Source organism: Qipengyuania sp. NPDC077563, assembly GCF_044901345.1.
Taxonomy (GTDB): domain Bacteria; phylum Pseudomonadota; class Alphaproteobacteria; order Sphingomonadales; family Sphingomonadaceae; genus Qipengyuania; species Qipengyuania aestuarii.
Window position 1 is genome coordinate 159049 of the sequence record NZ_JBJDPC010000003.1, and the last position, 21054, is coordinate 180102.

Below are 21054 nucleotides of genomic sequence, written 5' to 3' on the forward strand. Positions count from 1 at the left end.
CAACAGTCTTATGAGCCGGTCCATGCCGGTCGCTGCCAAAGCTTGGTGTCGCAGTGGAGGAAGTATCACATGAGCGGCGATGCAGAACTTGAGCTCGACACAGACGATAGGCGGCATACGCTTTGGATTGTCCTCTGGCTCAATGTGGCGATCGCTATAGGTTTTTTCGTTGTCGGCTATTTCGCTGATTCCAACGCATTGCTTGCAAATGGCCTGGACAATTCGTCAGACGCGATCGTCTATTTATTAAGCCTGCTGGCGTTAACCCGTTCTCGAACCTGGAAGCGCGGCGCCGCGCGCTTTTCCGGTATCATGCTCCTCATCTTCGCTGGCGGCGTCATCGCCGATGCCATTCGGCGCTTCCTCGAAGGCTCTGATCCCGGCGGTGTGATGATGATGGTGATGGCGGCGGTGGCAGGTGTGGTGAATTTGGTTTGCCTGCGAATGCTCCAGAACATGAAAAAGAAGGACGTCAATTTACGCGCTGCCACGACCTTTAGCTTCAACGATTTCATCTCTAACGGTGGGATCATCATTGCGGGCATCATCGTCATGCTTACCGGCGCGAACTGGCCCGATCTTGTCGTGGGCGTCGCCGTTGCGGGTATCGCGCTTTACGGCGGCATCGACATTTTGCGAGATGCGCATAAGGATCGCCATGACGAAGAGGGTACCGAGCACCGCAAGGGCGACGAATTTGGCAGATAACCGGCCAAGATGGTTATATTTGCGACGCGTTTGACATCCGGCTGCGAACCCTTGGTTATCTACATTGCTGATGCAGTCGGAACCCAAGCCTCCGCTATAAGAGGCGACGCCGGACAGAAATCTCAGAACGGGATAGCTTCTACGCCCCACAGGTGGCCGACATGCGCGGAACTAACACTCGGAATGCCTCGTTTCCTCCATTGAAAGCTCGATTACGAATGAGGAGATAAGCCATGAAAGCCCAAGATGTAATGACAGCTAACCCCGCATGCTGCAGTCCATCGAGCACCGTGCAAGAGGCAGCTTCATTGATGGTCGATAATGATTGCGGCGAAATCCCCGTTGTCGATGATTCCGGTGCGTTGGTGGGCGTGGTGACCGACAGGGACATCGCCTGCCGCTGTGTTGCCAAAGGCAATTCCTCCGACCAACGCGTTGAGGAGGTGATGACATCATCACCTGTTACTGTCACCGCCGATGCCAGCGTCGACGAATGCTGCACCAAGATGGAAGACAATCAGGTTCGCCGGCTTCCGGTGGTCGATGACGAGGGCAAATGTTGCGGTATCGTTGCGCAGGCCGACATCGCCAGAAGTGCAGCCGAGAAGGAAACCGGCGACCTCGTGCGCGAGGTATCGGAGGCCAGTTCGGAGCCAGCTTCGGCGGGATACTGCTAGTCGCACAAGACTATTGATTTTACGCGGATAAAGCGGACGGGGCGATCTGATCGGTCCCCGTCCGCAATCGCTCGTTACTTGCCAATCGCCTCGCCCCCGACTATCTCGGGCCGGTGAAGTTCATTCGTACCTTGACCTTGATCCTTTTTGGCTTCGGACTCTTTGTCCAGGTTGGAGCGAATGCGGCAGCCCTTCCTCAGATCGAGGCGGCGGAGATGAGCGATTGTCCCCCGTCAGCGCCAATGGCACAGATTTGAGGTTGTGATTTAAGGAGGATTTGGGCTTCGTCGTAGTGACGAAGGAACGAAGATGAAGCCCAAATCCTCAAGCTCCAAAAAGCCCGCCGAACAGGTGGTAAAGGACATCCGCCGCAAGACCCGTCGGCACTTCTCTGCTGAAGACAAGATCAGGATCGTGCTCGATGGCCTGCGCGGCGATGACTCCATTGCCGAGCTGTGCCGCCGTGAAGGGATCGCACAGAGCCTGTATTACACCTGGTCCAAGGAGTTCATGGAGGCCGGCAAGCGCCGTCTGGCTGGTGACACTGCGCGTGCTGCGACCACGGACGAGGTGAAGGACCTGCGCCGTGAGGCCCGTGATCTGAAGGAATGTGTGGCCGATCTCACCCTGGAGAACCGTCTGCTCAAAAAAAGCATGATCGCGGATGGGGGAGACGACGAATGAGATACCCTGCATCCGAGAAGCTGGAGATAATCCGGATCGTCGAGCAGTCGCACCTGCCCGCCAAACGCACGCTGGACCAGCTCGGCGTGGCACGGCGCACCTTCTACCGCTGGTATGATCGCTACCTCGAAGGCGGGCCCGAAGCACTGGCAGACCGACCATCCGGGCCGAGCCGGGTGTGGAACCGCATCGGCGAGGATGTCCAGCAGCAGATCGTCGAGATGGCGCTGGAACAGACCGAGCTATCCCCGCGAGAACTGGCGGTGCGCTTCACCGACGAGAAGCGCTACTTCGTGTCCGAAGCTACGGTTTACCGGCTGCTCAAGGCTCATGACCTGATCACCAGCCCAGCCTACACCGTGATCAAGGCCGCCGAGGCGTTCCACACGCAAACCTCCCGCCCCAACGAGATGTGGCAGACCGACTTTACCTACTTCAAGATCATAGGATGGGGCTGGGTCTATCTCTCGACCGTGCTCGACGACTTCTCGCGCTACATCATCGCCTGGAAGCTCTGCACCACCATGCGAGCCGAGGACGTCACTGACACGCTCGATATGGCACTGGCAGCCTCAGACTGCGACCACGCCAATGTGCTGCACAGGCCCCGCCTGCTCAGCGACAATGGCCCCAGCTACATTGCGAGCGAGTTGGCCGAATACATCGACGCCAACAAGATGAGCCACGTGCGCGGCGCACCCTTCCACCCACAGACCCAAGGCAAGATCGAGCGCTGGCATCAAACGCTCAAAAACCGTGTGCTGTTGGAGAATTACTTCCTGCCCGGCGATCTCGAACAGCAGATCAAGGCCTTCGTCGAGCATTACAACCACCAGCGCTACCACGAGAGCCTCGACAACGTCACACCCGCCGATGCCTACTTCGGCAGGGCACCAGCAATCATCAAGCGAAGAGAAAGGATCAAGCGAAAGACACTCGAACATCGGCGCTTGCAACACCGCAAGCTCGCCGCCTAAACATCAAACCGAGACGAGGCCCACACTCCGCTAATCTACGCCGCGAGTTGTGCCAAATGTTCTGACGACGGACACGCTGACGGTCTTTCTGGGAACCGGGCAAATTGTCCCGTTTGCTCTAAAATTTGTCGCGTTACGGGTACCGTGGGGTTGGAACTATCCCGAGCGGATGCTCATATTGTTGGGGATCGGAGTGATCCTTCCGATCATGTGGGGGGTCGTCCCGCTGCTCGCGGTTGGCCTCACGGCCTGCTCTTTGCGTGAACCGCCTGTCGATCAATGAATATAGATGAAAGAAGATTGTATGGCAAAACGCAGATCGAAAGGTGAACACTACGGAAATTACATCCGCTTCAGGTAATGATCGGCACGTCTACTGTCTTCATATTCGGACTGATGTACCTCAACGCCGATCACATTTTCCGGAGCGACGCGCGCTTCTGGAAGGCGTTTGTTCTCGGCGCTGCGATGATGGCAGTGATGGATTGGATTCCACTTGGCGAGAATCGCTTCGATGTCCGCTTTCGGGAAATTGGTGTGAGCGGGTGAACGACCAAAATGGGGGCGCTTTGCCGACTGACTGCTTTTCCCAGGAGCTGCCCGACAGCAAGGGGGCCGGTTCCTGACGGTCCGCTTAGGGCACTTATTCCGGTGAAACCGGACGTTCCCACTAGCGACTTACTTGGAGACCTGGTTGAAGCCAGCCAGCCATTCATCGATAATTTCCGATAATATTTGACGTCGCTTTATCCCATCGATAAATACCGATGGATGCAAACCTCCAGTGCCCTTGAGTCCCTTGCTGCTCTCTCTCACCCAACCCGCCTCGACACCTTCCGGCGTCTGGTGCGTCACGAACCGGAGGGCCTTTCCACCGGTCAACTCGTAGAGGCCTCAGGGCTCAGTCAGAGCACGTTTTCCAGCCACCTCGCCATCCTCGTCGCCGCCGACCTCGTCGTCCCGGAAAAGCGGGGGCGCCAGATGATCCAGCGCGCGAACATCGAGGTCCTGCGCAATCTGATGCTGTTCCTCGCGAAGGACTGCTGCGGCGGACGAGCCGACCTGTGCGCACCGCTCGTCGCCGAGCTTGCCGAATGCTGCTGAGCGTCGCGCGCTCGGGACTCCTCATGTGAAGGGAATATCCATGACCACCGACATCGTCATCTACCACAATCCCGAATGCGGCACCTCGCGCAATACGCTGGCGATGATCCGCAATGCTGGGATCGAGCCGCACGTCGTGGAATACGTCAAGACCCCGCCATCGCGTGTCATGCTCGAAAGCCTGATCGACCGCGCCGGACTGAGCCCCCGGGAGTTGCTCCGTGACAAGGGCACACCCTATGCCGAACTCGGGCTCGGCGATGAGAGCCTGAGCGATGCAGCGCTGGTCGATGCGATGATGGACCATCCCATCCTCATCAATCGTCCGCTCGTCGTCTCGCCGCTCGGTGTCCGCCTGTGCCGCCCCTCCGAGGCGGTGCTCGAAATCCTGCCCAGTCCCCAGCGCGGCGCATTCGCCAAGGAGGACGGTGAGCAGGTCGTGGACGAGACCGGCCAGCGTATCGTTTGATGCTGCTTGCCATCGGAATTTTCGTCGCCACCATCACCTTGGTGATTTGGCAGCCGCGCGGGCTCGGCATCGGTTGGAGCGCCATCGGCGGCGCTATTGTGGCGCTTGCCACCGGCGTGATCTCGCTCGCCGACATTCCGGTGGTGTGGAACATCATCTGGAATGCGACCGGCGCCTTCGTTGCGATCATCCTCATCAGTCTGCTTCTCGACCGTGCGGGGTTCTTCGAATGGGCCGCGCTCCATGTCGCACGATGGGGCCGCGGGAACGGGCGTATGCTGTTCGTGCTCGTGGTGCTGCTCGGCGCAGGGGTCGCGGCGGTCTTCGCAAATGATGGCGCCGCGCTGATCCTGACCCCGATCGTAATCGCGATGCTCCGCGCGCTGGGCTACAACGCCAAGGAGACGCTGGCCTTTGTCATGGCGGCTGGCTTCATCGCCGACACCGCCAGCTTGCCGCTGGTCGTCTCGAACCTCGTCAATATCGTCTCCGCCGACTTCTTCGACATCGGATTCGGCGAATATGCGCTGGTCATGGTGCCGGTCGATGTAGCCGCCATTGCGGCCACGCTGACAGCGTTGATGGTGTTCTTCCGCAAGGATATTCCAGCCACCTACGACCTCACCCAGCTGCGCGCTCCGGAAGAGGCGATACAGGACCGCGCGACTTTCCGCGCCGGATGGGTGGTACTGGCATTGCTGCTGGTCGGTTTCTTCGTGCTCGATCCGCTCGGTGTGCCGATCAGCGCGGTCGCGGCGGTCGGCGCGCTGGCGCTCATTGCCATCGCTGCGCGCGGACAGGCCATTCCGACCGGCCGGGTCATCCGCGAGGCCCCGTGGCAGGTCGTGATCTTCTCGCTCGGCATGTATCTGGTCGTCTACGGCATGAGCAACGCCGGGCTCGCCGCCGCCATAGCGGGACTGCTCGAACGCTCGGCCCAGGGCGGCGTATGGGGTGCGACTTTCGGCACCGGCATCCTGTCGGCCGTGCTTTCTTCGGGCATGAACAACATGCCCACTGTCCTCGTCGGCGCGCTGTCGATCGACGCAACCGGCGCTACCGGACCCGTTCGCGACGCGATGATCTACGCCAACGTCATCGGCTGCGATCTCGGGCCGAAGATCACCCCGATCGGTTCGCTTGCGACGCTGCTGTGGCTGCATGTGCTGGGCCAGAAGGGCGTGACAATCGGCTGGGGCTATTACTTCCGCGTCGGCATCACCCTGACCACGCCGATCCTGCTGGTGACCCTGGCCGCATTCGCCCTTCGCCTGACCCTGGTCTGATCCTCGGAGCTCAATCATGTCGCGTTTACGACTCTTGCCAGATCCCGACAGCTTTCCCGCGCTCGATCCGACCTTCATCCATGCGCGCCCAGCGGAAGGGCTCGGTGCATACCAGCCACCCCCGCGCATTCTGCTGCTCTACGGCTCCCTGCGCGAGCGCTCCTACTCACGACTCGCGGTCGAGGAAGCCGCGCGTTTGCTGCGGCTGTTCGGTGCGGAAACGCGCATCTTCGATCCGTCCGATCTGCCGCTGCCCGATCAGGTCGTCGGCGATGACCATCCCGCCGTCCACGAACTGCGCGAGCATGCGTTATGGTCCGAGGGCATGGTCTGGTGCAGCCCGGAGCGGCACGGCCAGATCACTGGTATCATGAAGACCCAGATCGATCACTTGCCGCTCAGCATCGGTGGGATGCGTCCCACCCAGGGGCGGACGCTGGCGGTCATGCAGGTATCGGCTGGCTCGCAGTCCTTCAACACGGTCAATACATTACGCCTGCTCGGGCGCTGGATGCGAATGTTCACGATCCCCAACCAGTCGAGTGTGCCCAAGGCATACGAGGAGTTCGACGATGCGGGTCGCATGAAGCCCTCTCCACTCTACGACCGGATCGTGGATGTTATGGAGGAGCTGGTGCGGTTCACGGTACTGCTGCACCCGCATGGCGAGCAGCTGGTCGACCGCTATTCTGAACGCAAGGAGGCCGGTCGCGTCATTGATCCTAACAGGGATATATCGGGCATCGCTCTGTCCTCTTCGTGATGACCGCTTTCGGGCCTTCGCCGCATAGGCCGGAATGACCGAGATTAGGGCGCAATGCAGACTGACTGCTATGGGGCCGCTAGCGGTCAGTCGGCTATTAGTGTTGTTCTCAAGCAGACAAGCCGTTCGGTCAAACTCTCAATCCACGGCAAAAAGCGATCAATCACCAATCGCTAGCAGTTTAGGTCTCCGCCTACGGATCTGCGATTGGCAGCGACTAGCAGCCCTTTTTGGCGGATATCCGTCTATTTCCGCGCTGGTTTTGCGTCTGAGATCGAATGAAATACTCTGCTCGTCGATTGGACGAATGCGGCCGTTCTACTTCGGGCTCAATCCATAGACGCTAAGTGAACCGCTTACCTTCGTCCTCCCAAGCCGACAACGCTCCGGCTTTTCCCGATTCCGACAGATGCGGTTGCTTTCATAATCATCGAGGCGATTTTCTGCGCGCTGCTCACATAGCACAATGCCATGCCGGCAAGCGCCTGGCACGGGGACAGCAAAGCCGGGCAAGCGGAACCCCGCGAGTCGGGTTGGGCTTCACGCGGGGTTCCTGGACGGCCCCTTGGGGGCACCTGCGACCCGCAGGGCTTCGGGGGGAGGCGGGGCCGTCCTTTCCTGATCTTGCGATGTTCGTTGCGGTTTCCTGCCCAGGGTATCTCCTGAATAGCCGTGTCACCGGGGAACGCGCCCGATCACATGCTGTCCATGTCGTGATCGGCCATCGAGGACATGTCATGGCCCGCATGGGGATCGGCGGGCGGGGTCGCCTCGCTCGCGGGTTGCGTGCGCGTTGCTGGCGCTGCGGGTGTGGCAGTTGCGCGTGATGCGGGCGGGACAGCGCGCCGTGACGCAGGCGTGGCGGCGCCAATTGTCGAAAGAGCGTCCTGACGTGCGGCCGCTGCCTCATTTTCGGAGGGAGAGGTTGCCGGGTCTGCAAGACCCGCCTCGGGTGCCGTGCCAGGCATCACCGCAGTTCCGCCCATAGGCGAAACCTCAGCAGCCGGTGTGCTCTCCTGCGCTTGGTCACAAGCGGCGAGAGCGAACGTCAATGGCGCGGTCGCGAGAAATGCTATCGCGGTGTTCGATTTCAGAATTCGCATGTTATTCAACTCCTTCAGAGCCACGAAACGCCAAGATGGTCCGGTCCGTGCGCGAGCTCGCCGCCAAGGAACCCCTGGATGAGAACGAGTGCCGCCATGGAGAAGATCGACGCGCGCAACCATGCGCGGCTCTGGCTCGGCCTGCTCGCGAGGTATGCCATCGCAATACCGAGAACCGCGATCAGCATACCGGTCCATCGATGGACTTGCATGACAGTATCGCCGCCGAACCACAGACCGGTGTGAATCCATCCGAACAGAACTGCGACGACTGCGCCGATTGCTCCGCCGTAGACGAGTACGCGCACCGCACTTTCCAGGCCCGCTCCTTTCCGGCGCATCACGAACAATTCGGTGGCCGCAGCCATGAAAAACAAGGCGATCGGGAAGTGGATCGTTGCCGGATGCAGCTTTTTCAGTACGGCCATGACGCCGGTTTCGCTCTCATCCGCATGGCCACCGGCCTCGTCATGGGCTGCGCCCGCTTCATCGTGCGCGCCGGAGGACTCGCCAGCATCCGCAGTCTCGCCCATCTGCGCCATGGCCGCCTGGTCGTGCACATCGCCATTGGTGGCAACAGGCGCGGCGCTCGCCTCTTCGCCGTGCTTTTCGTCGCCATGAGCCTGAACGGGTCCGACGAAGAGCAGGCTTGCGGCGAGCAGCGCCAGAAATGAGGGGGCTTTCATGTCTCGTATGTCTCCCGACCCTGCAGTTAAAGTGCGACCTATGTGCCTGATACGCACGGCAGCCGCGTGCCCCTCGCATTAATTTGATAGTTCAGCGCGACTGAAGTGCGCCCGGGTGGTCACGCTTGCTGGCGGCATCATCGCGATCGTCGAACGCATTCGGCTCCTGGCCGCGTTCGGCCTGGCGAACGAGGGTAAGGCGTTCGCCCACGCGAATAAGCCCCATGGGCTCAGGCGAGCTTGCTCTTCTTTGCGCGGCGGCGCAGCCTCGGCATCCGGTTCGCCAGCAGGACGAAACCCGACAGGGCTATGATCGTGCCGCCAATGCCGAACAGCAGCAGCCACCAACTGTTGATGCGGTCGCGCTCGGTCCAGTCCATGATGTGGAGGCCCCAGATGAAATCGAACAGGCGCCATGTATCGCTGCGCGCCGCCCCGAGCGTGCCGCTGGCGGCATCGATGTAGATGCGCGTCGAAGCCTCGTCAGCATAGGTGACCTGCCAGGCCGGAAAAGGGCCGCGAAACTCGGTTCCGATGGGGTCATCGACGATCCGTGCGGCCTCGATGGTCGTGCGCGGCCCGGTCCATGCGCGCAAGGCGATGGATTTTGCCGTTGCCGCCGAGATGGGGGAGAGTTTACGCCCAGTCACCGGATCGTGGAGGCTCACGCTACCGTCAACCTTGCGGACCTCGGTCACGGCATCGCCGTCGAGCGAACGTGTCGTTACCGCTGCAAGAGTACCGTCGTTTGCGACCCAGGCCGGGAGCGGGGCATCGGCGGGCAGCGCCTCTTGTTCACGCGAAACGACATGTTCGGAGCGAACTTCTTCCAGGTCGAGAAACGACATGAGGGCGCCGGTTCCCATCCACAAGAGAACCTGGACACCGACGAAAATCGCCAGCCATTTGTGGATCTTGCTGCCGAGCACATGCAGGCGCAGCTTCAGCGACGGCGTTGCCAACCGGTGCTACCTCTTCGAAAGCCGTAATCAGTTGCGCGGCGCGCGCGACGAGGAATGGTACTGGACGATTCTCCACCCGTCCGCATCGTGAGCAAGCACCGATGTCGCCACGCCGTCGCGCTCGATCACCCGGCCATCGCTAAGTTCGATGCGATAGCCATACGTCTCATAGGCATGGGCCATGTGCCCCATCCGGGTGACGGTCAGCGTGGGGTCGGTAAAGGTGAAGCTCACAATCGCGTCGAGCTCGGGGCCCAAATGGTGCTCCATGTAATTGGCAAAGCTTCCTTCGGCCTTGCCATTCTCGAAGATCGCCGAGTCCTCGGCGAAGAGCGCGCGCATTGCCTGCGCGTCGCGCGCTTCAAGAGCGGTGCGATAGGCCTTGAGGGTTTCTTCAGCGCCCGCGACATCGTCCGCCGAAGCGTCCATCGCGTGCATCTGATGGTTCGCATGGGAAGAGTGGTCCATCTGCTGCGCGAAGGCTGGCAGCGGTATCAGCGTGGCAACAAGCGCAGTCGCCGCGATGCGTGTCAACGTCTTGGTCATGGAAGTTCTATCCTTTTTGAGATTTCAGAACCAGAATCGCACACCGACGACATAATTGGTGACGCTCGGATCCTCTCCGGCGGCCCGCGCAAAATCCGCGCTGTCGCCGATGCGCCATTCCTGGGAAACGCCGACATAGGGCGCGAATTCGCGTGCGAACTCGTAGCGAAGACGCAGACCTGCCTCGATCCGGTCGAGGCCAGCGCCAATGCCGAGTTCGGGAATATCCTGAGCGGAAAGTGCGATTTCGGCACGCGGTTGAAGGATCAGCCGCTGCGTGATGCGCTGATCAAGTTCGCCCTCAAAACGCGCCGTCACATCGCCCTTGGTGGAGACGAAGGCCGCGGCATCGACCTCGAACTGGTAAGGCGCGATCCCTTGGATACCGATAACCGCGTGCGTGCGTTCCGGACCGGTCAGGTCCTGGCGAACACCCGCCTGGAAATCGAAGAAGGGCGCAATGGCGCGGCTCCAGAGCGCCTGGACCTCGGCGCCTTCTATGGGTTCGCCGAAGCTGCCCTCACCCTCGGACTTGAACCAGAATTTGTCGATGTCGCCGCCATAATATCCCTGGATGTCCCACAGATATCCATCCTTCCCCTCGCGGGCGCGGTACTCGAGCCGGTCGCCCTGAAACCAGAAGCGCATTCCTCCGTCGGTCTCGCGGACAAGCTCGCGGCGCGCTTCGTTCATGGCTTCCTCGCCCCAGATGGCGACCGCCGCGCGCGCTGGGCCGCTCCCTGCTTCTGGAGGAGGCGGCAGCAGCGGGATATCATCGTCCGAGCCCATCTGCATCGCCGAATGGTCCATGCCCTGCCTGTCCTGCGAAGGCGTCTCCCCATGGTTCATCTGGCTGTGATCCATCTGCCCATGGTCCATCGACGAACTGGCCTCCGCCTGACCCATCTCGCCGTGATTCATCTGCGAATGATCCATCGCGCCTTCGGCGGGCTTGCCCTGCGGCATCGAGCCGTGATCCATTCCTTCATGACTTTCGGGCGATGCCTGTGGACGGGCAGCGTCCACAGGCATTGTCATGCCAGAATGGCCATCCTGAGCGGTCATCGCACCATGATCCATGGTTGAGTGATCCATCTGCGAGCGGTCCATGGCGGCTTCAGGTTGAGCAGCCGGTTCGCATGCTCCATCTGCAACCGGATGCCCCATCGCGCGATGGCGCTCGGCTTCTTCCTCGCACTTCGTCTTCGCGTCAGCCTGCGCCTCGGCGCTTTGCTGCGGCTCCGCCGGCGAATGACCGGCATGCTGCGCCGCCGCGGGGAAGGCGAGAACTGAGCCGGCTGCGACCGATGCGAGCAGGCTGACAATACGAATTTTCATGCTTCGCTCCCGTCGGGATTGGCGACCGTGACGATCTGAAACATCCCGGCATGCATGTGGTAGAGAAGGTGACAGTGGAAGGCCCAGTCGCCCGGCTCGTCCGCCGTCAGGTCGAACTGCGCGCTGCCACCCGGCTGCAGGATTACCGTGTGCTTGAGCGGTTGACGATCGGCCGGCGCGCCATTGACCAGCTCGAAGAAATGACCGTGCAAGTGAATGGGGTGCGCCATCATCGTGTCGTTGACGAGCTTCACGCGCACGCGCTCGTTATAGGCGAAACGGATCGGCTCGTCTGAGACGGCGGAGAACTTCTTGCCGTCGAACGACCACATGTAGCGCTCCATATTGCCGGTCAGATGAATTTCCATTCGCCGGGACGGCGTGCGGCCCTCGCGGTGTGGAGTCAGAGCGCGCAGCTTGCGATAGTCGAGCGTACGATGCGGCACATCGGCGAGACCGATGCCGGGATCGCCCATGCGGTCGACCGGGTTCATCGAGACCATGTCGAGACCGGGCCCGACCTTCACATCGGGCGGCAGAAGCGACGTGTCGCGCATCTGCATCCCCGACATGCCGGCCATGCCTGCCATCTCGGATTGGCCGGACGAACCATGATCCATCCCCGCCATGTCGCCGCCACTTCCGTGGTCCATGCCCGACATGCCGGCATCGCCAGACGAGCCGTGGTCCATGCCGCTCATGCCCATGTCGGCCATGGTCAGAAGCGGCGGATCGCGCAGCGGCGGAATGGCGGCGCGAGCGCCGGGTGCACTCGCGAGTGTGGCAATACCCATGCCCGAGCGGTCCATCGACTCCGCGACCAGCGTGTAGGCTTGTTGCGCGCCCGGCGTCACGACGACGTCGTATGTCTCGGCCACACCGATCTGGAACTCGTCGACCTCCACCGGCTCGACGTTCTGCCCGTCCGCCTGAACGATGGTCATCGGCAGGCCGGGAATGCGAATATTGAAGAAGGTCATGGCGCCGGCATTGATGAAGCGCAGCCGCACGCGTTCGCCCGGGCGGAAGAGGTATTCCAGATTGTCGAGCGGGCCATGGCCGTTCAGAAGATAGGTATAAGCCGCGCTCGACACGTCGAGGATGTCCGTCGGCATCATGCGCATTTTCGCCCACATCCGGCGATCCTCGCCCGAAAGCGGGTAATCGTCGGTCCAGGTGTTCTGGTTGTAGTTGAAGTAGCCTTCGCCCTTCTTGAGCTTGTCGAAAATCGTGTGGGGCGACATTTCGCTGAATTCGCTCAGCACCACGATATATTCGCGGTCGGCCTGGACCGGATCGGGTCCGGCGGGGTCGACCACGATCGCGCCGTAATGCCCGGCCTGCTCCTGCAGGCCGCTATGCGAGTGCCACCAGTAGGTACCCGACTGGCGAACCGGAAACTCGGCGGTGAAGGTCTCTCCCGGTTTGACGCCGGGGAAGCTCACGCCGGGCACTCCATCGAGCTGAAACGGCACGAGCAGACCGTGCCAGTGGATCGAGGTATCTTCCTCGAGCTGGTTATGGACATTGAGCCGGACGGTCGTGCCTTCCTGCAATCGCAACAGCGGACCAGGAATAGTGCCATTGACGGCGATCGCGCCGCCGCGCCTGTTGCCGGTCGCGAAGGCCGATCGGGCAACGGTGAGGTCGATATTGGGGCCGGATATCTCGTCCAGCCCCTTGCGGGCGTTACCTGCGAGGATGTCCGCGCCCCGTGCCCAGGCAGGCATCGCCCCGGCAAGGCCGAGCAGACCCATTCCTCCTGCTCCGGCTCCGAGAAACTTGCGTCGATTGACGGCGATCATAAAGGGCTCCTGACGTGGCGTTTACCGTTACTTACGCGCGCGCCCAGCCAACCCCTCAAAGTTTTTCGAAGCGCTCCTTCAGCCTGTTGCGCGCGCGGTATACGCGGGTTTCGATCGCCTTTTCGGTCGTTCCGAGAAGATCGGCTGCCTCGGCCTGGCTACGCCCCTCGATGGTCACGAGCACGAGGGCTTCGCGCAGCCTTACGGGCATTCGTGCGATCTCGGCCTGAACGAGATTGAGCTCTTCCCTGGAAACGGCCAACGCTTCAGGACCCGGCAAATCGTCGGCGATGGAATGGAGTCCGTCATCACCCGACAGTCCGAAAAAGCCCGCGACCTTGCGCCTGCGCAAACGGTCCCGGCAGCGGTTGAGGACGACGGTTGTCAGATAGGGTCCGATCGGCTTGTCCGGATCGAGCCGATGGCGCGTCAGCCACACCGAAGCGAGGCTGTCCTGAACAACGTCCTCGGCCTGAGAAGGAGAGGAAAGCATGCGTGTCGCAAGCGCGAGAAGCCGACCGGTTTCATGCTCGACGAGTTGGCTGAAAGCCCGCTTGTTTCCAGCCCTCGCCTGCGAAACAAGGGCCTCATCCGGATTGTCGCCCGCCCCCGACATGGCGCTTCAGTCGCGCGGGTCGCGGGTCAGGGCGTCGGAGACCTTGCGGTCGAACTGGCGTTGCTGCTCGGGTTCGAGAATTTCACGCATGTCGAAGACATGGCGCACTGTTGCCTTCTGCAGATCGCCCATGCGTGCATGCACCTCGTCGATCGCGGCCGAGACCTCGGGGCCGTATTCATGCTCGTTTTCCATCGCCTGGGCGAGCCGGGCATTGGCTGCGCGCGCCGATCCTTCGAGCCGTGCCCTTTCGACAGCGAAACGGGCCTCGAGCGCATCGAGACGCTGCTCCTGGTCGGCCGTCAGGGTGAGCTCGTCGTGCACGAAATCGTGGAGGCCGGAGCCGGCCTCGTGATTGGCCCAGCGATCCGCGGCAATCGCGCCGAGGCATCCTGCAAGTGCTGCGAGAAGCACCGCGAGAACGATATGCGTCGTCTTCAAACCCTATTGCTCCACATGGAGGAGCGCCGATGGGGACAGCTGTTCGCCGAGGATAAGACCCTCGCCAAATGACGCGGAAGACGTGCCATAGCCGCCGGGCCAACCGCTCGTTCCGGCGCCAGCTCCAAGCCCGACGACGAACAGACCGACGAAAAGGGCCGTCCGGCGGCGTCGGTCGGCGATTTCGCCAAGCTGTCCGGCGCGCTGCCAAACGCCATCCATGAAGTCGGCTGGGACCTCGTTGGCGGCGGTGGTGGAAAGCGTTCCGAGCACCGCATCAAGAGAGTGATTGTCACGCATCCGAAAAACTCCTGTGGGTTGCACGTGTCCTATACGCGCTCGCCTGCACAATCCCTTAAACTTCTTTTTTTGAGGGAATGTCCAGCGCCATACGTAACCGAGACGGGTCTGTCAGAATCGGGTCGAACCCGGGATGAATGGGAACCAGCTCGTGAACAATATCACCGCACCTGAAGATCACGGCGAATTTACGCCTCTTCTTGGCAAGAGCTTTCTGACGCCCCTTTACGACCGGGCGATCGGTCTGTTCACCCGCGAACATCTCTGGCGACAAAGGATTGTCGAAGAACTGCACCTTGTCCCCGGCGACCGGGTGATCGATGTTGGCAGCGGAACCGGCACTCTTCTCAAGGCTTTGATGACGGATTGTCCGGAAGCGGGTCTGATCGGTGTCGAACCCGACCAGGAGGCGCTCGCGCTTGCGCGGCGCAAGTTTGGCGCGGGAGCCGATCTCGTGAAATGGCACAATGGCTTTCTCGAAAGCCTCGAGCTGCCCGCAGGGTGGCGGCCGAACAAGATCGTCAGCAGCCTCGTCCTTCACCAGGTTCCCTTGCGCAAGAAGCAGGCAATCCTGGAAACCATCGAAAGCTTGCTCGTGCCAGGCGGAACCGTCTTGATCGCCGATTATATGAAGCAGGATAGCCCACTCATGCGGAGCCTCTTCCGGGCGACCGTCCAGTCGCTTGACGGCGTAAGCGACACGCAGCCCAGCGCCGACGGCGAGGTCGAAAAACTATTCGCCGAAATCTTCACCGAGCCATGCCTGCTCCACCGGTTCCCGACGGTGACCGGGACGATCTCGCTATGGCGCGGATACAAGAAAGGAATTGCACAATGATCTGGAAAAAGCCTGCCCTGTTCCGGCGATCGATTAGCGGCGCGGCCTTGCTCGTGCTGGCAGCCTGTTCGAACGTGGCACAGGCAGCGACCTATACGATGTTCCGGGATCCAGGATGTGGGTGCTGTCTCAACTGGGCAGGCCATGTCGAAGACGGGATGAACACGAAGGTGGCATCGGTCGACAGCAACGACATGGCGGCGATCAAGACCGCGCGGGGCGTACCCCAAGAGTTATGGTCATGCCATACGATGGAGGTCGATGGATACATCATCGAAGGTCACGTGCCTGCAGAAGCCGTCGCCAAGCTTTTGCGCGAACGGCCCGCCGGCGTTGCCGGCCTCGCGGTTCCGGGAATGCCGCTGGGATCTCCCGGCATGGAGGCAGGAGACCGGGTGCAGCCCTTCGAGGTCATCGCCTTTGGTTCAGCCGGACGGAGCGTCTTCGCGTCCTTTCCGTGAGTGTGTGGAACCACACCATGCGTCACCGTGAAAGGGATGAAGGTGATGAAGATTATTTGCGGGAAGCGACACAGAACCCGGTAAAACCGGGACAGGCGGTAAGAAGCCTATCGAATTCTCGCAGGGTCCGGGGCTGGCTGCCCCCACCGCCCCGGACCCGTCCAATTGCATGATTTCAGCACGCACGAAGTGGGAGAAATGCGATGGTAAAAGGATCAATCAAGAGCTCGATATTCGCATGGGGCTGGACGCTTAGCGTGTTCCTGCTTGTCAGCTATCTCCTTTGCATTGCCTTTGGAGTCCTCGCGCCCGAGCGTTTTCACATGCATGAAGCCTGGGCTCCGTTGCTGCCATGGTTCGAATGGCTAACGCCGCGCGGGTTCCTCGCCGGAGCGGTGGGGAGCTTTCTCTATGGCTGGTACATCGCACTCATCGCGGTTCCGCTCTATCGGTATTTCCGGAGACGAACTGGTAATTCGGTCTGATTTCCCGATGCCCTTCGCGGGACAAGACGTTTTGCATGCGAAGCCATTAGGCCGGTAGCCTGAAAAAACGAAAAAAGGGAATGCGCGATCTACAGGACAAAGCCTTCACATAGCGCTCGAACGCTAACCGCCCATGCGGTTCTTGGTGCTGCCCTCGGCATCACGATCCTCCATCCGGTAACCACCCTCGTCTTCTGGTACGAGTTCGGTCCGTCGCACGACACCGGCAGCAATACTGCCATTGGGTTCATGATCGGCCGGCTGGTAAATGCTTTCGCGTTCGAAATGCTTCCCATGAGCGCCATCTACGCGGTGATCGGCGGCGCCCTTGGTCTGGGATTTGGCATGTATCACATGCGGTTGGCGCGAGCTCAGTCCAAGGTACTTTTTCTCGAACGCGAACTCGACGAGGAATTGCCGCTTCTTATCGCACGCGGCGAGGGCGAGCGATTGGAATTCAAATCGTCCTTGCGGTGGGACAGGCGTGAGAACCGGGTCAACCGGTCACTCCAGCAGGTCGTACTCAAAACGGTTGCCGGCTTTCTCAACCATGAGGGCGGAACACTGCTTATCGGGGTTGGAGACGATGGGAACATCACTGGCATTGAAGCCGATATGCAGACACTCAAACATGCCAATCGGGATGGGTTCGAGCGCCTTGTGATGGACCTCGTGAAGGATGGTTTCGGCGGTCACGCGTGCGCTTTGGTCCATTGCCGTTTTCACGAAATGACAGAGAAGACGGTATGCCGGGTCATTGCTGAAAGGAGCGCTGATCCTGTCTACCTCGTAGAGGGAGGTACCGCGCGCCTGATGTTACGTATCGGAAACAGCACGCGTGAGCTCGACGTGCGCGAAGCGCAGGCACATTTGCGCAATCGATCCCCCGGTCGAGCTTAATCCGGCTGCTGGGCACGTCAGATTGATCGAACAGGGCCAGTTACCTCTCGCGAGACCTGCTAGAGAAAATTCACAGTGGGCCACCCTGGCGATACGCGTCGCCTCCTATCGACGCACCTTGTGCTGAGAGAAGCCTCGCGAAAAGCGGACTCCCTATCTTGCCAAACCGCCCCCTGGGGCAGGCGCGCACCATGTCGAAACTTTTTTGAGGGGTGAGGCGCTACGCAACGTACTGTCTGGCGTGATGTTTCTCGGACGGGAGGACATCGACAGGGGAAAGACTTGCAGACAGATGGCGACGATCAACATAACGAGAGTGCGGCCTCGATAACATTGCTGGGCGGCGTCGCGATGGGAACCGGCGTCATGATCGGCGCCGGTATCTTCGCACTGACTGGCCAGATTGCCGAACTGGCTGGACCGCTATTTCCGCTTTCGTTCATTGCCGGCGCGCTGGTTACTTCGCTCGCCGCCTACAGCTACATCAAGATGTCGAACCGCTGGCCCTCCTCGGGCGGCATCGCGATGATCCTTCAGAAAGCCTACGGACCAGGCGTCGTGGCAGCCTCGGCATCGCTCCTGATGGCGCTGTCGATGGTCATCAACGAAAGCCTGGTCGCTCGAACCTTCGCGACCTATGCCTTGCGGCCCTTTGGGCTCGAGAGCAGCGGCATTCTGGTTTCCGTCGCGGCACTGGCGCTCATCGTCTTCGCCTATTTCGTGAATGCCGCCGGCAACAAATCGGTCAGCGGATTTTCGCTCATTATGTCGGCGATCAAGATCGGCGGCATCGCCCTGTTCGCGATTGCGGCGATCTGGGCCAGCGGATTTTCGGACGGTGCCTTCTCAGAGCCGGTCGTGCTTTCGGGCCTCGACGCGCTGCTCGCGTCGGTCGCCTTCTCGATCCTTGCTTTCAAAGGTTTCACCACCATCACCAACAGTGGCGGTGAAATCATCAATCCGCACCGGAATGTCGGTCGAACCATAATCATCTCGATCGCAATATGCGTGGTCGTCTACCTGCTTGTCGCGGCGGCGGTCGGTGCCAGCCTCAGCACGTCAGAAATAGCTGAGGCGCGCGATTATTCGCTTGCGGCGGCTGCGCGTCCCGCGCTCGGAGAGCTTGGCTTCTATTTCACAGTGGCAATCGCCATCGCCGCCACGACCTCGGGTGTCATCGCCAGCGTTTTCGCCGTTTCGCGTATGCTGACCATGCTGACCGAGATGAAGATGATCCCGCATAGCCATTTTGGCATGAGCGGACCGATCCGCAGTCACATGTTGGTCTATACCGTTGTTGTCGCAGGCACGCTCGCGGTCCTGTTCGATCTTTCGCGGATCGCCTCGCTCGGAGCGTTCTTCTATCTCGTAATGGACATGCTCGTGCATTGGGGCGTGCTGCGCGGTTTGCGGGAAGAGATAGGCGCGCGTGCCTGGATCCTCTGGTCGGCGCTCATGGCGGACGGCGTAGTCCTGACGGCTTTTGCCCTCGCCAAGCTCAAAACCGACCCTGCGGTCGTTGCCTATGCGGTCGCAGGTATTGCCGCAGTGTTCGGAGCCGAATGGTTCTATCTCCGTCGGAATCCTGCGCTGCGGGAAATGCCCGCCACACACGATGGAGATCATCGATGATCGCCGCACTAATTCTCGCCATTGCACTTTTCCTGGCCTCGGTCGGCATGCATCTGTCGATCCTCGGCGCCGGGCATCGCGTGCTCGACGCACCCGGAAGTTTCTCCGCCAAGCTTGGGGTCGCGCTTCTTGTCCTGGCATCGCACCTGCTTGTCGCGACGCTCTTCGCTGGCGGTTTCTGGCTGGGCGCGGAACTGGACCTCGGCGGGTTCGACAAGACGCCGGCGATGAGGGCGATGGACTATTTCTATTTCTCGCTGATCAACGTGACCACGCTGGGGCTCGGCGACATCTACCCGACCGAGCACCTGCGCGTCATTGCCGGCGTCGAAGCCTTGACCGGCTTCGCGCTCATCAGCTGCTCGGCACAATTGTTCTGGACCATGATGAAGGAAGGAGAAAACGCATGACTGAAAGCACATGCCACTCGGATAAGGGAGGGGGCGGCAACTACTGGCGGTTCATGGCCATGGTATCGACCTCGACCGTGATCATGTTCTTCCTGATGTATGCCAACAGCTTCGACATGGACGACGTTTTCTGGAGCGAGACGCGCTTCTGGATGATGTTCGTCATGGGCGCGATGATGATGGTGGTCATGCTTCTCTTCATGTGGGGCATGTACAAGGACCGGACCAAGAACTTCATCATCCTGGGTGTCGGAGCCGTCGTCTTCGCGCTCGCGCTATGGCTCGTACGCAGCCAGACCACGGTGGACGATACCGAATACATGGCCGCGATGATTCCGCACCACTCGATTGCGATCATGACCAGCGAGAGAGCGAGCCTGAAGGATCCGCGGGTTCGCGAACTCGCGCAGGCCATCATCGTCGCGCAGCGGCGCGAGATCGCCGAGATGAAATATCTCATCCAGGATATCGAGGAGAACGGTCCGCGCACCGAGGAACGTCTGCCCGAGGAGATGCAGCAATGAACAAGATCGCAATTCTGACGCTTGCAGCCCTCCCGCTGGCGGCCTGCAACACCAATACCGCGGTCGGCAATGATCGCGAAGCACAGCTCGATCCTCCGGCAACGGCGGCGCCGATAGAGAGTGCTGCGAGCGCTCTTGCCAATCTCAGCCCCGGCCTCATGCTGCCCGAGACGATGAGCGAGGCGGACCTCGCCGCGCTAGGAGCCGAGAACACGTGTCAGTTTCGCCTGACCGAGGTCGCGTTTCCGTCGTTCGTCTACGACAACAGCGGTCGCGGGGCGATCAAGATCAACGGCAAGCTGATCCCTGTCACAGCAAGCGCCTCGGGTGAGTATGCGAATGGTGAGCTTCGTATCCGCACGCGCCTTCTCGATGACGAAGGAGACGCGGGCCTGCAGATGCAGGAACTCATCGTCGCCGGACCTCGGATGAAGGACGAGTTCGGGTTCTGGGGGTACACGACCTGCGGCAACAGCGAAGCGTGAACACGAGCGAGCGGGCGCCAGCGTGCCTCGGTGCCCGCTCTATGATCATGTTCGGCCCGGCACGCGCGGCCGAATTTATAATGAGGTGCTACAGTGGAAGCTGAGCCTGTGAGCGATGCAGCCCCCCTTGCGGTCTTCGGTGCCGGAGGAAAGACCGGCACGGAAATACTGCGCCATGCGGTTCACAAGGGCATCGAAGTTCGAGCGTTCGAGCACACCTTGCCCGAACCATCGGACCGGGTCGACAACGTCGAGTACCTCCAGTGCGATGTACTCAATGACGACTTCAGCAGCGAGCTCGAAGGTTGCCGTGCTGTTATTTCCGCACTCGGTATAGAGTTTAGTCCATCTACGGCGATCGATCCGCCTCCGCTTTATACGGAGGGAACCCGCAAGCTGGTGGAAGCGATGTCGACGACCCGCATTTCCCGGATCGTCGTGATATCGGCGGCGTTTGTAGAGCCGCAGCCCAGCGTTCCTGCATGGTTCGAGCTCACGGCAAGACCAGCCTTGCACAATATTCTCGAACAGATGCGCGCCATGGAAGATCTTCTGGAGCGCGCGAAAGGCCTGAATTGGACGTCTGCGCGACCGGGCTGGCTCCTCGACGAACCCTATACGGGTGAAGCCGTCATTACCGACGAGCGTCTTGCCGAGGGTTGCTTTCGTTGCCGGCACGCCGACCTCGCGGCAGCCATGCTCGAATTCGTCTGTGAGAACACCTGGGTCAACGCCAAGCCCGCTATCGCCCGGCCAGAAGCAGACCGCTTCGAGAATGTCTCGGCACTCAAAGCCGAACTCGGGATCGACTAGATCGACGCGGTCTCACGGAAACACTCCAACAACGAGGCAAA

The 21054-nt window shown here is 60.8% G+C and carries 28 protein-coding genes; 17 read left to right on the forward strand and 11 right to left on the reverse strand.

Annotated features, from left to right (window positions below; all coding sequences use genetic code 11):
* Window positions 1–69: 69 nt before the first annotated feature.
* The 8 genes from ACI2I1_RS11770 to arsH all read left to right on the forward strand — a co-directional run bounded on the left by ACI2I1_RS11770 (window position 70) and on the right by arsH (window position 6668).
* Window positions 70–708, forward strand: a complete 639-nt coding sequence (locus ACI2I1_RS11770; RefSeq protein WP_120324998.1) for a cation diffusion facilitator family transporter — start codon at window positions 70–72, stop codon at window positions 706–708.
* A gap of 233 nt (window positions 709–941) precedes the next feature.
* Window positions 942–1385: a CBS domain-containing protein gene (locus ACI2I1_RS11775; protein WP_404679288.1), complete on the forward strand. Its 444-nt coding sequence runs from the start codon at window positions 942–944 to the stop codon at window positions 1383–1385.
* A 309-nt stretch (window positions 1386–1694) separates the two neighbouring features.
* Window positions 1695–3046, forward strand: a protein-coding gene (locus ACI2I1_RS11780) for an IS3 family transposase (protein WP_404679289.1) whose coding sequence is annotated in 2 segments (ribosomal slippage) — window positions 1695–2030 and window positions 2033–3046 — 1350 coding nt in all. Because the reading frame shifts where the segments join, the coding sequence is not laid out codon by codon here.
* A 396-nt stretch (window positions 3047–3442) separates the two neighbouring features.
* Window positions 3443–3595 carry a hypothetical protein gene (locus ACI2I1_RS11785; protein ID WP_404679290.1) on the forward strand — a complete coding sequence of 51 codons (153 nt, stop codon included), beginning with the start codon at window positions 3443–3445 and terminating at the stop codon, window positions 3593–3595.
* Between the two features lie 222 nt (window positions 3596–3817).
* On the forward strand, window positions 3818–4150 hold the full coding sequence (locus ACI2I1_RS11790; protein WP_296940882.1) for a helix-turn-helix transcriptional regulator: 333 nt from the start codon (window positions 3818–3820) through the stop codon (window positions 4148–4150).
* Window positions 4151–4190: 40 nt separating this feature from the next.
* Complete coding sequence (arsC, locus tag ACI2I1_RS11795; protein WP_094063619.1) at window positions 4191–4619, forward strand: arsenate reductase (glutaredoxin); 429 nt, start codon at window positions 4191–4193, stop codon at window positions 4617–4619.
* Window positions 4619–5905 (forward strand): arsenic transporter, encoded by a 1287-nt coding sequence (locus ACI2I1_RS11800; protein ID WP_404679291.1) that lies wholly within the window; start codon window positions 4619–4621, stop codon window positions 5903–5905. Before arsC ends, ACI2I1_RS11800 begins: the two co-directional genes overlap by 1 nt.
* 16 nt (window positions 5906–5921) lie before the next feature.
* Window positions 5922–6668: an arsenical resistance protein ArsH gene (gene arsH, locus ACI2I1_RS11805; RefSeq protein WP_404679292.1), complete on the forward strand. Its 747-nt coding sequence runs from the start codon at window positions 5922–5924 to the stop codon at window positions 6666–6668.
* Window positions 6669–7363: 695 nt separating this feature from the next.
* Here the strand turns inward: arsH and ACI2I1_RS11810 are convergent.
* From ACI2I1_RS11810 to ACI2I1_RS11855, 10 genes are all read right to left on the reverse strand, one after another.
* Window positions 7364–7771 (reverse strand): hypothetical protein, encoded by a 408-nt coding sequence (locus ACI2I1_RS11810; RefSeq protein ID WP_156492842.1) that lies wholly within the window; start codon window positions 7769–7771, stop codon window positions 7364–7366.
* Window positions 7772–7785: 14 nt separating this feature from the next.
* Window positions 7786–8457 (reverse strand): DUF2231 domain-containing protein, encoded by a 672-nt coding sequence (locus tag ACI2I1_RS11815; protein ID WP_404679293.1) that lies wholly within the window; start codon window positions 8455–8457, stop codon window positions 7786–7788.
* Between the two features lie 91 nt (window positions 8458–8548).
* Complete coding sequence (locus tag ACI2I1_RS11820) at window positions 8549–8683, reverse strand: hypothetical protein (RefSeq protein ID WP_267900630.1); 135 nt, start codon at window positions 8681–8683, stop codon at window positions 8549–8551.
* 4 nt (window positions 8684–8687) lie between these two features.
* Window positions 8688–9419, reverse strand: a complete 732-nt coding sequence (locus ACI2I1_RS11825; RefSeq protein WP_009823988.1) for a PepSY domain-containing protein — start codon at window positions 9417–9419, stop codon at window positions 8688–8690.
* A 27-nt stretch (window positions 9420–9446) separates the two neighbouring features.
* Window positions 9447–9965, reverse strand: coding sequence for a nuclear transport factor 2 family protein (locus ACI2I1_RS11830; RefSeq protein ID WP_009823989.1), 519 nt, complete (start codon window positions 9963–9965; stop codon window positions 9447–9449).
* Between the two features lie 24 nt (window positions 9966–9989).
* Entirely contained in the window at window positions 9990–11303 is a 1314-nt protein-coding gene (locus ACI2I1_RS11835) for a copper resistance protein B (RefSeq protein WP_404679294.1), read from the reverse strand.
* On the reverse strand, window positions 11300–13108 hold the full coding sequence (locus tag ACI2I1_RS11840) for a copper resistance system multicopper oxidase (RefSeq protein WP_054522842.1): 1809 nt from the start codon (window positions 13106–13108) through the stop codon (window positions 11300–11302). Before ACI2I1_RS11840 ends, ACI2I1_RS11835 begins: the two co-directional genes overlap by 4 nt.
* 55 nt (window positions 13109–13163) lie before the next feature.
* Window positions 13164–13724, reverse strand: a complete 561-nt coding sequence (locus tag ACI2I1_RS11845) for an RNA polymerase sigma factor (protein ID WP_278328895.1) — start codon at window positions 13722–13724, stop codon at window positions 13164–13166.
* 6 nt (window positions 13725–13730) lie between these two features.
* Window positions 13731–14165, reverse strand: coding sequence for a Spy/CpxP family protein refolding chaperone (locus ACI2I1_RS11850; protein ID WP_008603940.1), 435 nt, complete (start codon window positions 14163–14165; stop codon window positions 13731–13733).
* Window positions 14166–14168: 3 nt separating this feature from the next.
* Window positions 14169–14465: a hypothetical protein gene (locus ACI2I1_RS11855; protein ID WP_066761572.1), complete on the reverse strand. Its 297-nt coding sequence runs from the start codon at window positions 14463–14465 to the stop codon at window positions 14169–14171.
* A 133-nt stretch (window positions 14466–14598) separates the two neighbouring features.
* Between ACI2I1_RS11855 and ACI2I1_RS11860 the strand changes: the two genes are divergently transcribed.
* The 3 genes from ACI2I1_RS11860 (at window position 14599) to ACI2I1_RS11870 (ending at window position 16249) form a co-directional block, all read left to right on the forward strand.
* Window positions 14599–15303, forward strand: a complete 705-nt coding sequence (locus ACI2I1_RS11860) for a class I SAM-dependent methyltransferase (protein WP_241554610.1) — start codon at window positions 14599–14601, stop codon at window positions 15301–15303.
* Complete coding sequence (locus ACI2I1_RS11865) at window positions 15300–15764, forward strand: DUF411 domain-containing protein (protein ID WP_221563814.1); 465 nt, start codon at window positions 15300–15302, stop codon at window positions 15762–15764. Before ACI2I1_RS11860 ends, ACI2I1_RS11865 begins: the two co-directional genes overlap by 4 nt.
* 203 nt (window positions 15765–15967) lie before the next feature.
* A complete protein-coding gene (locus ACI2I1_RS11870; RefSeq protein WP_054527892.1) occupies window positions 15968–16249 on the forward strand; it encodes a DUF5676 family membrane protein in 282 nt (93 codons plus the stop codon).
* A 123-nt stretch (window positions 16250–16372) separates the two neighbouring features.
* On the opposite strand, the gene ACI2I1_RS11875 is transcribed toward ACI2I1_RS11870, so the two are convergent.
* The gene (locus ACI2I1_RS11875) at window positions 16373–16603 is read right to left on the reverse strand and encodes a hypothetical protein (protein WP_404679295.1); all 231 of its coding nucleotides are present in this window, start codon (window positions 16601–16603) and stop codon (window positions 16373–16375) included.
* On the opposite strand from ACI2I1_RS11875, the gene ACI2I1_RS11880 reads away from it, so the two are divergent.
* The 6 genes from ACI2I1_RS11880 (at window position 16604) to ACI2I1_RS11905 (ending at window position 21013) form a co-directional block, all read left to right on the forward strand.
* Window positions 16604–17149, forward strand: a complete 546-nt coding sequence (locus ACI2I1_RS11880) for a helix-turn-helix domain-containing protein (protein WP_404679296.1) — start codon at window positions 16604–16606, stop codon at window positions 17147–17149.
* A 282-nt stretch (window positions 17150–17431) separates the two neighbouring features.
* Complete coding sequence (locus ACI2I1_RS11885) at window positions 17432–18781, forward strand: APC family permease (RefSeq protein ID WP_221563812.1); 1350 nt, start codon at window positions 17432–17434, stop codon at window positions 18779–18781.
* Window positions 18778–19191 carry a potassium channel family protein gene (locus ACI2I1_RS11890; RefSeq protein ID WP_119511733.1) on the forward strand — a complete coding sequence of 138 codons (414 nt, stop codon included), beginning with the start codon at window positions 18778–18780 and terminating at the stop codon, window positions 19189–19191. Before ACI2I1_RS11885 ends, ACI2I1_RS11890 begins: the two co-directional genes overlap by 4 nt.
* Window positions 19188–19715 (forward strand): DUF305 domain-containing protein, encoded by a 528-nt coding sequence (locus ACI2I1_RS11895; protein WP_202389005.1) that lies wholly within the window; start codon window positions 19188–19190, stop codon window positions 19713–19715. Before ACI2I1_RS11890 ends, ACI2I1_RS11895 begins: the two co-directional genes overlap by 4 nt.
* The gene (locus ACI2I1_RS11900) at window positions 19712–20200 is read left to right on the forward strand and encodes a DUF6692 family protein (RefSeq protein ID WP_054527895.1); all 489 of its coding nucleotides are present in this window, start codon (window positions 19712–19714) and stop codon (window positions 20198–20200) included. Before ACI2I1_RS11895 ends, ACI2I1_RS11900 begins: the two co-directional genes overlap by 4 nt.
* Before the next feature lie 108 nt (window positions 20201–20308).
* Window positions 20309–21013: an NAD(P)H-binding protein gene (locus tag ACI2I1_RS11905; protein WP_221563811.1), complete on the forward strand. Its 705-nt coding sequence runs from the start codon at window positions 20309–20311 to the stop codon at window positions 21011–21013.
* Window positions 21014–21054: the final 41 nt, after the last annotated feature.